The organism is Arthrobacter sp. AL12 (assembly GCF_029960645.1).
Classification (GTDB): Bacteria; Actinomycetota; Actinomycetes; order Actinomycetales; family Micrococcaceae; genus Arthrobacter.
This window is the reverse complement of record NZ_JASBQY010000004.1, coordinates 1-14,084: the sequence shown is the minus strand read 5'-3', so window position 1 is coordinate 14,084 and position 14,084 is coordinate 1. Positions and strand designations below refer to the sequence as shown.

16 protein-coding genes and 2 pseudogenes are annotated in these 14,084 nt (G+C 64.5%); 9 read left to right on the top strand and 9 right to left on the bottom strand.

The features are described from left to right. Nucleotides 1–3 precede the first annotated feature (3 nt). Nucleotides 4–1,080 carry a hypothetical protein gene (locus QK291_RS06045; protein WP_282380042.1) on the bottom strand — a complete coding sequence of 359 codons (1,077 nt, stop codon included), beginning with the start codon at nucleotides 1,078–1,080 and terminating at the stop codon, nucleotides 4–6. A gap of 513 nt (nucleotides 1,081–1,593) precedes the next feature. Between QK291_RS06045 and QK291_RS06040 the strand changes: the two genes are divergently transcribed. The 3 genes and pseudogenes from QK291_RS06040 to QK291_RS06030 all read left to right on the top strand — a co-directional run bounded on the left by QK291_RS06040 (nucleotide 1,594) and on the right by QK291_RS06030 (nucleotide 3,702). After that, nucleotides 1,594–1,794 (top strand): DUF1326 domain-containing protein, encoded by a 201-nt coding sequence (locus QK291_RS06040; protein ID WP_282380040.1) that lies wholly within the window; start codon nucleotides 1,594–1,596, stop codon nucleotides 1,792–1,794. Nucleotides 1,795–2,409: 615 nt separating this feature from the next. Continuing rightward, nucleotides 2,410–3,201, top strand: a pseudogene (locus QK291_RS19055) (GMC family oxidoreductase). A gap of 195 nt (nucleotides 3,202–3,396) precedes the next feature. Further along, a complete protein-coding gene (locus tag QK291_RS06030) occupies nucleotides 3,397–3,702 on the top strand; it encodes a hypothetical protein (protein ID WP_282380037.1) in 306 nt (101 codons plus the stop codon). A 65-nt stretch (nucleotides 3,703–3,767) separates the two neighbouring features. On the opposite strand, the gene QK291_RS06025 is transcribed toward QK291_RS06030, so the two are convergent. Both QK291_RS06025 and QK291_RS06020 read right to left on the bottom strand, forming a co-directional pair. Further along, on the bottom strand, nucleotides 3,768–4,292 hold the full coding sequence (locus QK291_RS06025) for a DUF2087 domain-containing protein (RefSeq protein ID WP_282380036.1): 525 nt from the start codon (nucleotides 4,290–4,292) through the stop codon (nucleotides 3,768–3,770). Nucleotides 4,293–4,302: 10 nt separating this feature from the next. Further along, nucleotides 4,303–5,181: a PhzF family phenazine biosynthesis isomerase gene (locus QK291_RS06020; RefSeq protein WP_282380035.1), complete on the bottom strand. Its 879-nt coding sequence runs from the start codon at nucleotides 5,179–5,181 to the stop codon at nucleotides 4,303–4,305. Nucleotides 5,182–5,500: 319 nt separating this feature from the next. Here QK291_RS06020 and QK291_RS06015 point away from each other — a divergent pair, with 319 nt between their 5' ends. Beyond that, nucleotides 5,501–6,106 carry a cysteine hydrolase gene (locus QK291_RS06015; protein ID WP_282380033.1) on the top strand — a complete coding sequence of 202 codons (606 nt, stop codon included), beginning with the start codon at nucleotides 5,501–5,503 and terminating at the stop codon, nucleotides 6,104–6,106. A 217-nt stretch (nucleotides 6,107–6,323) separates the two neighbouring features. Here QK291_RS06015 and QK291_RS06010 read toward each other — a convergent pair whose 3' ends face one another. Beyond that, nucleotides 6,324–7,349, bottom strand: a complete 1,026-nt coding sequence (locus QK291_RS06010; protein WP_282380031.1) for a DUF808 domain-containing protein — start codon at nucleotides 7,347–7,349, stop codon at nucleotides 6,324–6,326. 379 nt (nucleotides 7,350–7,728) lie between these two features. Between QK291_RS06010 and QK291_RS06005 the strand changes: the two genes are divergently transcribed. Continuing rightward, a complete protein-coding gene (locus QK291_RS06005; protein WP_282380483.1) occupies nucleotides 7,729–7,986 on the top strand; it encodes a TspO/MBR family protein in 258 nt (85 codons plus the stop codon). 84 nt (nucleotides 7,987–8,070) lie between these two features. On the opposite strand, the gene QK291_RS06000 is transcribed toward QK291_RS06005, so the two are convergent. The 4 genes from QK291_RS06000 to QK291_RS05985 all read right to left on the bottom strand — a co-directional run bounded on the left by QK291_RS06000 (nucleotide 8,071) and on the right by QK291_RS05985 (nucleotide 10,460). After that, complete coding sequence (locus tag QK291_RS06000) at nucleotides 8,071–8,937, bottom strand: SDR family oxidoreductase (protein ID WP_282380029.1); 867 nt, start codon at nucleotides 8,935–8,937, stop codon at nucleotides 8,071–8,073. Nucleotides 8,938–9,216: 279 nt separating this feature from the next. Further along, nucleotides 9,217–9,483: a PhzF family phenazine biosynthesis protein gene (locus QK291_RS05995; RefSeq protein WP_282380027.1), complete on the bottom strand. Its 267-nt coding sequence runs from the start codon at nucleotides 9,481–9,483 to the stop codon at nucleotides 9,217–9,219. Further along, a complete protein-coding gene (locus tag QK291_RS05990) occupies nucleotides 9,480–9,917 on the bottom strand; it encodes a PhzF family phenazine biosynthesis protein (protein WP_282380026.1) in 438 nt (145 codons plus the stop codon). The genes QK291_RS05995 and QK291_RS05990 overlap by 4 nt, the downstream gene beginning before the upstream one ends. 60 nt (nucleotides 9,918–9,977) lie before the next feature. Next, complete coding sequence (locus tag QK291_RS05985) at nucleotides 9,978–10,460, bottom strand: ATP-binding protein (RefSeq protein WP_282380024.1); 483 nt, start codon at nucleotides 10,458–10,460, stop codon at nucleotides 9,978–9,980. A 199-nt stretch (nucleotides 10,461–10,659) separates the two neighbouring features. Between QK291_RS05985 and QK291_RS05980 the strand changes: the two genes are divergently transcribed. The 4 genes from QK291_RS05980 (at nucleotide 10,660) to QK291_RS05965 (ending at nucleotide 13,706) form a co-directional block, all read left to right on the top strand. Further along, nucleotides 10,660–11,850 carry a glutamate--cysteine ligase gene (locus QK291_RS05980; RefSeq protein WP_282380022.1) on the top strand — a complete coding sequence of 397 codons (1,191 nt, stop codon included), beginning with the start codon at nucleotides 10,660–10,662 and terminating at the stop codon, nucleotides 11,848–11,850. A gap of 171 nt (nucleotides 11,851–12,021) precedes the next feature. Further along, nucleotides 12,022–12,246 carry a hypothetical protein gene (locus tag QK291_RS19050; protein ID WP_348994560.1) on the top strand — a complete coding sequence of 75 codons (225 nt, stop codon included), beginning with the start codon at nucleotides 12,022–12,024 and terminating at the stop codon, nucleotides 12,244–12,246. Between the two features lie 165 nt (nucleotides 12,247–12,411). Then, the gene (locus QK291_RS05970; protein ID WP_282380018.1) at nucleotides 12,412–12,909 is read left to right on the top strand and encodes a GNAT family N-acetyltransferase; all 498 of its coding nucleotides are present in this window, start codon (nucleotides 12,412–12,414) and stop codon (nucleotides 12,907–12,909) included. 152 nt (nucleotides 12,910–13,061) lie between these two features. Continuing rightward, nucleotides 13,062–13,706 carry a DNA alkylation repair protein gene (locus QK291_RS05965; RefSeq protein WP_282380482.1) on the top strand — a complete coding sequence of 215 codons (645 nt, stop codon included), beginning with the start codon at nucleotides 13,062–13,064 and terminating at the stop codon, nucleotides 13,704–13,706. A 12-nt stretch (nucleotides 13,707–13,718) separates the two neighbouring features. Here the strand turns inward: QK291_RS05965 and QK291_RS05960 are convergent. Further along, a pseudogene (locus QK291_RS05960) lies at nucleotides 13,719–14,084 on the bottom strand (hypothetical protein); the annotation flags it as partial.

The following is a 14,084-nucleotide window of genomic DNA, read 5'->3' as shown; positions in this document are numbered from 1 at the left end:
CCGCTACGTGTGCGAAGTTTCCAGGGCGTGTACGCTTCCGGAGTTCCAGACCCCTATGTAGGCGAGGCCCGCAGCCACACCCGAACTGAGCATGATGGCTCCAAGCCACATCGAGACGGGCCAGGCGATCCCCGATACCAAGGCAATGCCGACCAACTGGCCCGTCCAGATAATCGCTGCCAGTCCGGCGCAGGCCGCGGGCAGACGGCGGCCCGTCATTTTCCCGGTGCTTCGGGCAAGTGCTATATCCACCACCGCCGCGGCCACGGTGGCTCCCGCCGCTCCGGCGACCGCGGCAGGACGGAATCCGGACATGGCCAGGGGCAGCCACGCGACGACGGCAACCAGCATGATGGCGATTCCCCGGGGTGGCCGTCGGGTTCCGGACAGGGCTCCGGAACAGGCGTAGATGAAGGGGGTGATAATCAGAGCCGTGGTCACCAGGTAGCTGGTCATTCCGATCACCGCCGGCATCTCCGCCTGCGTGTGCCCGGGACTGCCGATCGGCGTCGGGACATAGGGGACGGCCGGGGCCGTCCGGACAAGGGCCGAGCAGTAGATGAGGAAGAAGGCGCCCAAGCCGGTCATCAGGGCGATAGCCAGCAGAGTCGGCGGCGTCCAAGCGAAGGCGGCCGATCGGCCCCGCGCCCGCGCACTGCGGACGCCGGTGCCAAGAATGAGAAAGAGGCTGAACCCGAGCAGCAGGTGGGTAGGGCTCACCAGCGCGTCGAGCGAGACCTCGATGCCCAGGATCTCGTGCCACGCCAGATCCAGGACGCCGGCAACGGCGAAGAGGACGACTCCGACAATGGTGCCCCCGTAGCCGGCCGGTATCGCACGGGCGAGCGGCTGACCGGGCTGGCGGTTTCTCCAGATCACTGAGGCCGTCCACGCGGCCATAGCAAGTAGGCCGGAATACAGGGCGGCGTGCCAAGGGGTGAAGAAAGTTTCCAGCCCGGGAACGTGCAGGTGTGCCCAGCCGTCCAGGAAGACCGCCAGGAGCAGCCAGACGCCCAACAGCTCTGTTACCAGATCCCGCCCGATGCCGGCCCTGAGAGCCGGAACTGCCGTGTCAACCATCGTCGTTCTCCTCGCACTCCGCAAGCCGCCTCCGGCGCTCCGGTACCGCCCCGCGACGGCTGCAGGCCGGTAAGTTAAAGCTTGGACCCCTCGGGGTCCAACCGCCAGAGAGCCAGCTCGGCGGGAGACGTCCACATTCTTCCAAACGCTGGTGAGCCAACAAACAAACTTGGCAATCGGGTGTGTGCGTCCTCGTGGCCGCCCTAGCCGAGGACGGCCCACCACCGCGCCGGCACGATCGAGCCTTTGCGATCCAGTCGCCTGCTCGCTTCACCGGTTGCTGGCTTTCAGCATGATCGCGTGGATACCCCGGGCTAAGTGGAGCTGCGGCTTGGGCAGCCGGAGCGTCACCGACTTGCCGTCCTCTGACTGCGTCAGGCCCTTGACGGCTCAGCAAGAATGCCGAGTTGAGGGGTTTCTCAGTGCAGCACAGCGGCCCCCTTTTTGTCGACGCCGACTGTGGCCGGGCGGGAAACTGTGATTGTGGGGGATTCCGTGTGGAGGGAGCCTCGGATGCGGTGGAAAATCGACGGGACGTACCTCGAAAACTGCAATTGCGATATGGTCTGCCCGTGTTCGGCCTCAGCCCCGACCTTGCCTGCGGACAAGGACCGTTGCAACGCCGCGCTGGCATTCCACGTCCGCCGGGGCGAAATCAAGGGCATCGACGTCGGCGGCCTGAACGACTTCGTAGTGCCGATACGCCTGCGGTGACGAGCGAGGACGTGTGGAAAGACGGTGTCCTGATGGGATGCCGCGGCTTCCCCGGAGTCAGGAGCAAAGATCCATCTGCTCTTTGAATGGCATGGGACAACGCAGTAGGGAACACCTTCTCGGCACCGGGCCGGCGGCCCGGGATGTAGCGGAGGGAGGCCAAGAGATAAAGAACGGGTATGACGTTGCCATCGTTGGTGTGGGCAGTGCAGGCTGCGTGCTGGCTTCGCGGCTGAGCGAGGATTCAGCCCGTAAGGTCGTGCTGTTCGAACCCGGACCCGACTACCCGCCGGGCACGCTTCCGCCCGATCTCGCTGACGGCATCCACGGCACCAGCACGGCCTCACACAACTGGGGGCTTCACGGGACGGGTGCCGCCGGCGGGCCCCGGCTCGCCCTGCCGCAGGGGCGGGTGACAGGGGGGTCGTCTGCCGTCAATGCCACCTTCGCCCTGGGCGGGCATCCTGCCGACTACGACTGCTGGGCACTGCCCGGATGGAGGTTTAAGGACGTGCTGCCGTCTTTCCTCCGCCTCGAAGATGACCTGGATTTCGGTTCCTCCCCGTATCACGGGACGGTCGGACCGGTTCCGATCCGCCGATATCGGGGCAATGAATGCTCCGAGCTCACGCTCGCGATGGAGTGCGCGATAGCGAGCGTGGGGATCCCATGCATTCCGGACCACAACGCCCGGGGGCCGTCGGTGTGTCAGGGTTGCCGGTCAACTGTGTGCGGGGTCTCCGCGTCAGCACCACGCAGGCCTATCTGGATCCCGTCCGCTCCCGGCCCAATCTGACGATCCGCGCGGACTCACCGGTTGCCGAGGTCTTGGTGGGTGGCGGGCGCGGCCGGTGTTCCGCAGCCGATCCGCCGGATCTCCAGTTCATGGTGTGCGGACCATACCGGATTGAGGACGGCTACCGACGCATGCTCGCCGCGGCGCTGCTGAAGCCGGCCTCACGGGGACTGCTGCGGCTGCTCACACTCGATCCGGTATCAGCACCCGCCATCGATCTCGGATACTTCCGTGACTCGGTAGACATCGACCGACTTGCAGAGGGCCTGCAGACCGCGAAAGCTGCCGTGGCTCACCCTGACCTTGCCGGGCTCACCCGCGGTCCCCGGCTCGAGACCGGCCAGGAAGTGGTCGACGATCACGACGTCCGCGGCTGGATCAGGGCCACCGCCGCGACGAATCACCACCCCGTCGGCACGGGTGCGATGGGAACGGACCCCCGCGCCGGCGCCGTGGTCGACACCTCCGGTGGGGTTTACGGAGTACCGGGTCTCTAGGTCATCGACGCCTCAATTCTTCCCGGGCCGCTTTCGGCGAACACCAACATCCCCATCATCATGGTCGCCGAACACGTCGCCGCCCGGCGCCGCGGGGACGGGGCGGGACTCTGAAGCCGACAGAATACGCGCAGCGCCTCGATCTGCACGTTCAAGTGATGTTTCGAGGTCGGACGCGGGTTGCCAAGATTTCAGTGGTGTTGAATTCGCGCGCTGCGCCACCGGCGGCCCGGAACTCGCCGGCCCTACCGGGATGCCGCCGGACGGCCTACCGTGGTCCTGACACACCCCCTAAGGAAAGGTACGACGATGTTCACCCTGCAGATTAGCTATCCGGTCCGGGACTACGAGGCATGGAAGAAAGTCTTCGACAGCGATCCCGCAGGCCGCGCAGCCTCGGGCGCGCGGTCTGTCAGGGTGTTCCGGGATACGGAGGACCAAAACAGCGTGGCCGTGCTCCTTGACTTCGACACCAAGGACGCCGCGACCATCTTTCTGGAGCGGCTGCGCAGCCAGGTGTGGGACAAACCGGAGGTGATAGGGCAGCTGATGACGGCTCCGCCGACAGCCAGGATTCTGGAGGAAGTGGCCCGCGAGGGCCAGGGCGCCGACTGACAGCTCGGAATCCCGGGGCCCTGTGTGTGAGGCCGACGGACCGAACCGTTTTCTCACGTCCAAGCCTATGCTTCGCCGTGCAGTGAGTAGGACGAGCCGGAGGGCGTCCGTTCCAAGAGTTCGAAGTCAATCAAGTAACGGCGCAGCATAACGACGTCATCGGTATAACTGAGGAGCCGTTCATTTACTTGCTTCTCCGTTAAGTGTTCACCGGGCTCGATGGCTTCACGGACAATCCAGGCGAGAAGCTCCCGCCGTTCCGCCATGTTCGCTGGATACCGCTCAATCCTGCCCAGTCGCATGAAGCGAGCCAACCCGGTCTGCGCCTGCCGTCGGGGTTGCTGGGTGAGCAGGTCGCTGAAGATCGTCTCAGACGCCTCCAGTTCGTTGGCAGCATTCCGTTCGGCGAGTCCGGACTCAACCAGGGCGGCGATGGCCCTGTCCCGCCGTCGGGCATTCAGCCCCGCAAGCACGTCGGAGAGCTTGGTGCCCAGCACGATTTGCGCGTAGGCGGTCCGCGCGTCCTTGTTGGCCAGGGCTGCCACCACTCGCCGCCAGTGCGGTCCGCCCAGCCTCGTCCCTCCGGTCACAGCGTTTTCCTCACCCTCCGTCTGAACTCGCCAGTGTAGTGCTCGGGATCCGGGCGGCCGTGCCGCTGACCACTGTTCCGCCGGCAGCGGGGGTGTCCACGGTGAGTAAGCCCGGCCGGCCAACGTGCCGTCCCTGGCGGATCAGGACCCTCGCCGGAGGCTCGACCAAGCCCAGGATGAGCAGGTAGGCCCCGACCGCAGCCGCGGCGGCCCCTGTTGCTGGGTCCTCCGTGATGGCACCCACCGGGAACAGATTCCGGGCCTCGAATTCACCCTCTGCAATACGGTGCAAGGTTGTCACCGTCGCAGCCCAGCCCTGAACGTCCATGAGGCGGCGCACCGCCTCCGGTTCGAAGCCGAAGGAATCGAAAAGCGTACGGTCGGCGACGACCAGCACCGGATGCCAGTTTCCCGAATACGCGATCCGCGGCGGATAGGCCGGATCGAGATCGCGCTGCCCGAGGCCGAGCAAACCGAGGAGTTCAGCCAGGACGGCGTCGTCGAATTCGGCCACCTGCGGCTCAACGGCGGTAAACGATGCGGTGACGTCGGCGCCTTCGCCTGCTGTCTCGATCACGACCGGGGTGTCGAAGGTGAAGGATCCGGCCCCGTCGCGGGCGCTCAGCGCAACGGCCAGCGCAATCGTCGCATGGCCACAGAATGGCACCTCGGCGATCGGCGAGAAATACCGAACCCGGCTCCGGCTCGGGTCGCCGTCGACGGCCTGCTCCGTCACAACGGCCGTTTCGGCATACCCGACGGCGGCCGCCACCGCCAGCATTCCGGCTTCATCCAGATGGCGGGCATCCAGGACCAGGGCGGCAGGATTGCCGCCGTCCGGCGTTGTGGAAAAGGCCGCATATCGGAGGACCTCGGGGGTGTTTTCCATACCCCCGATCCTCCCATGGCGCGTCACTGGACGGCATGTGGATCCTGTCCGCAAACCACGCGCCGAGACCGCGACGGAGCACCAGTATCCAGGGGGCTGTTCGGCCACGCGCAGCAGCCCTGGTAACCACCTGTTCTTTCTGGCGTTAGGGTAACGCTGCAGGTATAGAAAGCTGCACTGCCCCAGCCACGGGACAAGGGCCGGCACGGGATTCAGCGGCTGGCGGGGACGGACCCTTGTCCTATGGAGTGGCCGCAGCTACTCTGACCTCGACCGTCGGCATTGCCGCGGACGGTTCACGGTCGACCAGGAGGATGCCTTGAAGTTTGATCCGATCACCACCGCCGTTGTACTCATCGAATATCAGAACGACTTCACGTCCGAGGGTGGCGGATTGCACGACGCTGTCCGACCGGTCATGGAAAAGACGGACATGCTCGCCAACACGGCCCGCGTTGTAGAGGCGGCCCGTGCAGCCGGGGTCACGGTAATGCACGCACCAATCACGTTTGCCGAGGGCTACAACGAGCTCGGCAAGCACCCGTACGGAATCCTCAAGGGGGTCGTGGACGGTGGCGTGTTCGTCAAGGGAACCTGGGGTGCAGCCATCATCGACGAACTGGCGCCGGTCGAGGGCGACATCGTCATCGAAGGCAAGCGGGGTTTGGACACGTTCGCTAGCACAAACTTGGACTTCATCCTGCGCAGCAAAGGCATCACCACCATCGTTCTGGGCGGGTTCCTGACCAACTGCTGTGTCGAATCAACCATGCGCAGTGGCTACGAGAACGGATACCAGGTCGTCACGCTGAGTGACTGTGTCGCAGCAGCATCGGTTGAGGAACACGACAACGCAATCGCGTATGACTACCCGATGTTCTCCACCCCAATGACTGCCGAGGAATTCTCCAGCCAGCTGTCCTAGCTCGGCGGAAGAACGAAGGCCGCACTATCAGGCACAAAGCCATGGTGCGGCCCTTGTTTTGAACCCCAAGAACTGAACCGCGGGTTCATGGTGCCAGCGTCGAATAAGTCACCGTCAGCCAGCTTCTGAGAGGGAAAAGGGCAAAGCATGCGATAGGAGAATCCGCCCTCCTACCTAGGCTGGACCGGGACGGGGGTGGGTCGTCTGAAGGTTTGAGTTAGGAGGCGGGGTCGGAGGGATTCTTCGTCGGGCGAGAGCCGGCGACGTCGGCGCGCAAGTCGCCCTCTTTGTGCCCGCCCTTCTTATTGCCGAACGGCAGCACTTTCAGCAGCGGGCCCACGATAGCCATGATGACAAGGCCCCAGGCGAGGCCGAGGACGGCCGAGCACAGGGTGTTCACGAGCCAGGCCAGGAAGCCGCCCGCCACAGGGATCCCCGCGAAAGGGGCCTCGAGGACATGGACGAAGTCATAGGGCGCGTGCCAGCCGAGGTCGTATGCTCCCTGCAGCATGATGTGGCCACCGACCCAAAGCATGGCGATTGTCCCGACGAGGGTGATGGCGGCGAGCACTGAGGGCATCCCCTTGACGAGCAATTCGCCGAATCGCTGGGAGCCCGCGGAGTCCTTTGAGGCCAGGTGCAGGCCGATGTCGTCCATCTTGACTATGAGTGCGACGGCTCCGTAAACGAGCACCGTGATCAGGACCGCGACGACGAACAGGATGAGTGCCCGGGCCAACAAGGACTCGTCGGCCACCTCGTTCATCGAGATGACCATGATCTCGCAGGACAGGATGAAGTCGGTGGTGATGGCGCCCTTGGTGACCTTCGCCTCGGCCTCCGGACCCCGTTCGACCGCCGGCTTCTCTTCGTCGGCCTCGTGGTGGCCGCGGAACTTGTGCCAGACCTTCTCGGCCCCTTCGTAGCAGAGGTAGGTGCCGCCCGCCATGAGGATGAATGGAATAACCCCCGGGATGAAGGCGCTGATGAGCAGCAGCGCCGGCAGGATGATCAGTAGCTTGTTCCGGAGCGAGCCCCAGAAGATCCGCTTGATCATAGGCAGTTCGCGCGACGGGTCCGCCCCCGACACGTACTGCGGGGTAACGGCGGCGTCGTCGATCACCACACCGGCGGCCTTGGCTCCCGCCTTCGCCGCCCCGGCAGCGACGTCGTCAACCGAGGCGGCGGCTATGCGGACCAGGGCTGCGACGTCATCCAGCAGCGCGACGAGACCGCCGCTCACAGAACGCTCCCGCACTGCTCGAGGGGGGACTGCAGGGCATGGAGGCCTCGGTCGAGGCGCGTGATCGGCATGCACAGATTATACGGTGGCGGGCAGCCGTTGACGTGAAGTGGCCTACGAGTGGGCGCCATCACGGAACGCACGGGATGATCCCATCGAGAACACAACCGACGGTTCCACGACATGAATGCCACCATCTTGAACAGCCCTTCGCCGACTCCGCGCTGGCACTGGTACCACGCTGCCGCGGTCGGGGTCGCGGCCAACGCGGTCGGATCTCTGCCCGCTGGCTTCGGCGGTGACCAATCTTACTTCGACAAGCTGAACACCCCGCCGGACTCACCGCCGGGCTGGCTGTTCCCCCCCCCCCTTCTCGGGGCTGTACTTCGGGCTACGCAGCCCAGTCTTGGGTTCGGCGGTCACGGTGGCGTCCCTGGCTGCCACCACGGCCAGTGTCGTCGTCACCTTCCGGATGAACCGTCAGGCCGCCTGGGCTATGGCTCCGCGGTTGGCGTGGCTGGGCTACGCCTCCTACGTGTCGGTGGCCACCGCGCTGACCAACCGTGACGGCTTCCTCCAGTGGAATCCACGTCGACGGTATCGGGCCGCCTTCATCGCAGCACGGATCCCGTGGTGACCAGGAAAGGATGTCTAGGCATCGTTCGCAACCGCGACGATGACCCGTGCATGTAGGCATGCGGGCGGGTATCCAGCAGAACGGTCACGGGATCCAGCCATCTCGCTCCCGATGGGCAAATTCGGCAAATGACGTCGGCGGTCTGCCCGTAACCGCTCGCACATCATTGGTAAGCCCCGCTGCGCGTCCAAGCCGGGCGACAGTGTAGATAGCGGCGGTCACCAGGACCATCTCCCACGGCATTCCCAGGTCACGCCGTGCATGCTTCGCGTAATGTCCGACGCTGGGCCGGGTGTACCGGATTGGTCGGCCCAGTTCGGCGCTGAGGATTTCCGCTACCTCGTCATATGTCATGGCGTTCGGGCCCGTCAGGGTCCAGGATCGGTTGAGGTGCGCCTCAGGATGAGCGAGCACCTCGACCGCGACGGCCGCGATGTCATTGACGTCCACGAGCGCGGTGCGTCCCTTACCGGCCGGAATGACTATCTGCGAGTGGTCCCGGATCTCGGCCACATGGGTCGTCGACAGGTTCTGCATAAAGTATGACGGCCGGAGAAACGTCCAGCTCAGCCCGGACGTGCGAAGCCATTTCTCGATCTTCGCGTGGGGCACGACCGAATTGGACTCGGCGCCCTGCAGCGATAGGAACACAATGTGCTTAACACCGGCGTGCCTGGCGGCTTCCAGAGCTGGAACGATATCGCGCGGCACATTCGATAACGCCGGCGGGCGAACGAGGAACACCAGCTCAATGCCCTCGAAGGCCAAATCCCATGTCGAAGGATCGAGAAAGTCGAATGCTACGGTCGCGGACTTTGTTTCCGCGACCTGTACCAGACTTGTCGGCGGCTCCGGACTGACGGCGCCGCGAGCGGGAATATTCGCTTTCCGCAAAAGTTTGAGCACGGCAGAACCGACATTTCCCGTTGCCCCGGTCACCAAGACAGTCATACTGCCAAGCCTAAGGCCGGGGGATGAGCGCGGAAGCAGCGGCCACCTTCAGTTGACTGGCAGGCGTAGCGTTCAAGAACGGTCGATAATTTTCGTAGTACTCGCTCAACGCGGGGACCGGCCGACTCTCGCCAGTCAGTTTTCAGTCGGGTTATGGAACCGGGCAGGAGGTAGTCCCGCGGGGTGAGGCCCAGGGACAGGTATGCCATGAAGTCGGTGACGTCACGGCCAGTCAACCCCGAGACCTCGACCCTCGATTCGATCACCCGCATGGGCGCCTTAAGGGACGGGGATCCGGACGGCCGTGCCGCTGACCACTATTCCGCCGGCAGCGGGTATGTCCACGGTGAGTAAGCCCGGCCGGCCGACGAGCCGTCCCTGGCGGATCAGGACCCTCGCCGGAGGCTCGACCAAGCCCAGGATGCGCAGGTAGGCCCCGACCGCAGCCGCGGCGGCCCCTGTCGCAGGGTCCTCCGTGATGGCCCCCACCGGGAACAGATTCCGGGCTTCGAATTCGCCGTCGGCAATGCGGTGCAGGATCGTCACCGTCGCAGCCCAGCCCTAACGTCCACGAGGCGGCGCATTGCCTCCGGTTCGAAGCCAAAGGAATCGAAAAGAGTACGGTCGGCCACGACCAGCACCGGATGCCAGTTTCCTGAATACGTGATCCGCGGCGGATAGGCCGGATCGAGATCGCGCTGCCCGAGGCCGAGCAAACCGAGGAGTTCAGCCAGGACGGCGTCGTCGAATTCGGCCACCTGCGGCTCAACGGCGGTAAACGATGCGGTGACGTCGGCGCCTTCGCCTGCTGTCTCGATCACGACCGGGGTGTCGAAGGTGAAGGATCCGGCCCCGTCGCGGGCGCTCAGCGCAACGGCCAGCGCAATCGTCGCATGGCCACAGAATGGCACCTCGGCGATCGGCGAGAAATACCGAACCCGGCTCCGGCTCGGGTCGCCGTCGACGGCCTGCTCCGTCACAACGGCCGTTTCGGCATACCCGACGCCAGGAAGTAACTCGCTGCCGCCGTTGGGCCGGTGCTAGTCCAGAGGCAGTCTTATCGTCACACAGGTTCCTGCGGCGGCGGATGAATTAATGTTCATCTCGCCGGCAGCAAGGCCTACGGCCGCTCGCATGAGGCGCAGTCCCATGCCGGAGTGCCGACCAATCATGGCGCTCGGCGCATCGAAACCCCCGCCGTCGTCGGTCACTTTGAGCTGAACGCCGTGGCGCATGCCTTGGGTGACGCAGCCCAGCCTGACCGTCACAGCTGATGCCTGAGCGAATTTGTAGACATTGCTGAGGAGCTCCTGCGCCGCCCGGTAAAGAAGTGTCGCGGATTGCCGGTCGACGTCCATCCCGTGGTGTGGTGCATCCACGTGCACCAGCGTCCCGCGTTCGCGGAGGGGAATAGTCAATCGGTCAATTGCGCCCGCTACCCCAAGAACATGGAAGTCGACCGGGTGTGTATCAGTGAGGACGCCACGTACGGCGACGACGTCGTCGCTTAGTAGTGATTTCATGCTCTTACTGTGCGCTTGCGTGGTTGAGTTGTTCTGATGCCGCGCCGAAGTTAGGACACCTGGCAACTCAATCGATAGCGTGCATATCGATTGCTCCACGGGCTCCTGCGTCCCACACATCAAGACAACTATCGAGGCGCCTGCGCGCGTATACGGACTCGTGGTCATCCCTGTCCCATAAGTCGGTCACACTTAGCACGTGCGTACTTTTGGTGTTGAGGAAGAATTCCTGATCGTGAATCCCGACAGCGGGTACCCCCTGCCCCTGGCCGGAGAGATTCTGCGCCTGCACGATCCCGGACCGCAGGTGGTGCAAAACCCGGGACACCTCCAGATGCTGGCTGCCGAACTGCACCAGGAACAGCTTGAAGTTATTACTCACCCGCATGAGAGCCTGAGCGGACTCGCGGCCGAGATTCAGGCGGGTCGGGCCTATGCCGACTCACTCGCCCGAAAAGCGGGCGCGAGAATCGCTGCCCTCGCCACATCCCCGCTGCCGGTCACACCGCACCCCACCCGCAACGACCGCTATGACGCGCTGCTGGAAAAGCACGCGCTGACCGCCCGCGAACAGCTGACCTCCGGATACCATGTCCACGTCTGCGTGAGCTCCGATGAGGAAGGCGTCGCGGTCCTGGACCGGATCAGGTCCTGGCTGCCCCCGCTCATAGCACTGAGCTCAAATTCCCCGTTCTGGAATGGCACGGACAGCGGCTACGCCAGTTTCCGAACCCAGGCGTGGAACCGGTGGTCCACTGCCGGGCCAACGGAGGTCTTCGGCTCGGCGCAGGCCTACCACTCCCTGGTGGAAAACCTGTCGAACACCGGGGTGGTCACCAGCCCGGACTTTGACGCACGCCTGTCCAGCCGCCACCCGACCGTCGAGATCCGGGTGGCCGATGTTTGTCTTGACGCCCGCGACGCCGCCCTGATCGCCGCCTTGGTCCGGGCCTTGGTCGAGACCGCTGCCCGGGAATGGGAGGCCGGACAGCCGCCGGACATGGTTCCCGCCGCAATCCTGCGTCAGGGAGCCTGGCGCGCCAGCCGTTGGGGCATGGACGGGGAGCTCCTTCACCCGGTACTGCACCGGCCAGCCGCCGCACGAAATGTCTTCGCCGCGCTCCACGACCATGTCCGGGACGCTCTGGACGAGGCGGGGGACGCCGCCTACGTCGCGGACTCACTGCAAAGGATCCTCACTCAGGGAACGGGGGCCACCCAACAGCGGCAAACCTTGAAGCGCAGCGGCAGACTCGCCGATGTAGTCGCCCACGCGACGGGCCTTACGCACCAGGGACCCGTCGGTGACTGGCCCCGGGGCGAACCGTTCCTCGCAAGGGATGCAGCAATTACCGACCCAAGGTCCAATTTGGCCGACGTCTCCGGCTAAACGCTTACTCGAGGCGCCAGTTCCGGGGACGGACCCTGCTATGGAAACTGGACCCCGCGCACCCCAGTTTCTCCTCCTTTTCACGGGGTGCGTGCCGGAATAGGATCCCGTCACGGATGCAAAGCTCTTTGCCTACCTCAGTTACCCGATGCCCCAGCTGCCCTGGAATGGATGGAGCGGGTCGGTTTCGACGTGGTCCGCCGCCAGGATGGGGCATCTGGTCAAGTCCTCCACGCAGAAGTCCGCCTCGGCGGCGCTGTGCTCATGGTCGTGAGCGATGATGCCGAGTATCAGCGACCTGGTTTGGTCGGCCGATCTACTGGCCAGGGGCTCTACCTGCTCGTCGACGACGTCGATGATGTCTACCGCAAGGCCGTGGGCGCTGGGGGGAACTAGCGTGATCGAACCCGAAAACACTGAGTGGGGCGCCCGTCGCGCACGAGTGCTGGACCCACAGGGGCAGGAGTGGAGTGCGGGAACCTATGAACCCGGTGTCGCCCCTTAGCAGACGCACGGCGTCAGCAGCGGCATCAGCGGCGAGGATTCTGGCAGGATGTGGTGATGCCGTTCACGCTGCGCGAGCCCGCGCTCCTCGACGCACCCCAGATCGCTGAACTGCACGTGGCCACATGGCGGGAAACGTACTCTCATCTGCTCCCTGAGGACTTCTTCACCCAAGAGCACGTCCAAAGCCGCCACCAGATGTGGCATCACATCCTCGGGAATCCGCGCGAGGAATGGAGCATCACAGGGTCGCGGAGAGCAGGGGGCAGATCATCGGCTTCGCGTTCTTCGGCCCCAGCCTTCGGACCGAAAGGCAAGGAACTCCCACTCGATCGTCAGTTGTTCAGCATCTGCGTAACGTCCGAGCGCTACGGCACTCGAGTGGGACAGGCCTTGCTTGATGCCACGGCGGGCGATGGTCCCGCCATGTTGTGGGTCGCGAGGGATAATCTGCGGGCGGTGGCGTTCTATCTCCGCAAAGGCTTCGAGTTCGATGGTGCGGAGCAGACCGGCCCCGGTGCTCCCGCGATTGTCGACGCCCGCATGGTCAGATAGGACATTCACTGGCTCTTCGCGATAGGTTGACAGCGCGATGCGGGGACGCTGCTGCCATGCCTGAACAACAGGAGACCGGCTTCCGTCGTAGGCTGAATCTCGGACCTAATCGACAGGAGGCCGAAGTGACGGAGACTGCGGTGGCCGAGGTGATGGCCGAGTTGGCGCGGCTTGAAGACCCGAGGGCACGCGAGGTGAACGAAAAACACGGTGACGATCACGGTGTGAATCTCAGCAAACTGCGCGCTCTGGCTAAACGGCTGAAGACACAACAGGAACTCGCGCGCCGGTTATGGGAGACAAATGACACCCCGGCGAGACTACTGGCGATCCTGATCTGCCGCCCGAAGGCGTTCGAGCCTGACGAGTTGGACCGCATGTTGCGCGGGTCGCGAGTGCCCAAGGTGCACGACTGGCTCGTGAACTACGTGGTGAAGAAGAACCCGCACTGCGAAGAACTGCGCATGGCCTGGTCCGCCGATCCGGATCCCATTGTCGCGAGTGCAGGCTGGGCGCTGACCTCCGAACGCGTGACAAAAAAGCCCGCGGGCATCGACCTCGCCGGACTGCTCGATGTCATCGAGGCGGAGATGAAAGACTCCCCGGATCGCCTGCAGTGGGAGATGAACCACTGCCTGGCCCAGATTGGGATTGAGCACCCCGAGCACCGCACCCGTGCAATCGACATCGGAGAGCGCCTGGAGGTACTCAAGGCTTACCCGACACCTCCAGGCTGCACGTCTCCGTTCGCACCCATTTGGATCAGCGAGATGGTGCGCCGACAGTCCGCCAAGTAGGAACGTTCAGGCTCACGCCCGGACATCATCAGGAGCAGCCAAGAACGCGGCCACTAATGCTTCAGCCAATGACACGGCTTTGACTGTGTGCTCAAGGTGCGGTGGCCAGGGCGGACGTTCCGTGTCTGCCGAGGGGAACTCGTGCCCTTCCATGAATACCTGCCAGTCGGGGAACGGATCCTCCGTAAGGTCCGTGTCGGGATCCAGGCCGGGGTCCGGGGGCAGACCCGATTCGAGGTCCCAGTCCGGGTCCGGGGGCGGGTCCAGTTCGGGATCCTGGCCCGGTCCTTCGTCCGGGGGCGGGCTTTCGTCCGGGGCTGGGTCCGGGAGGTGGGGTGGCCAGTCGGGTGGTTCCCAGTCCTGCTGTTCGCTGGGGTA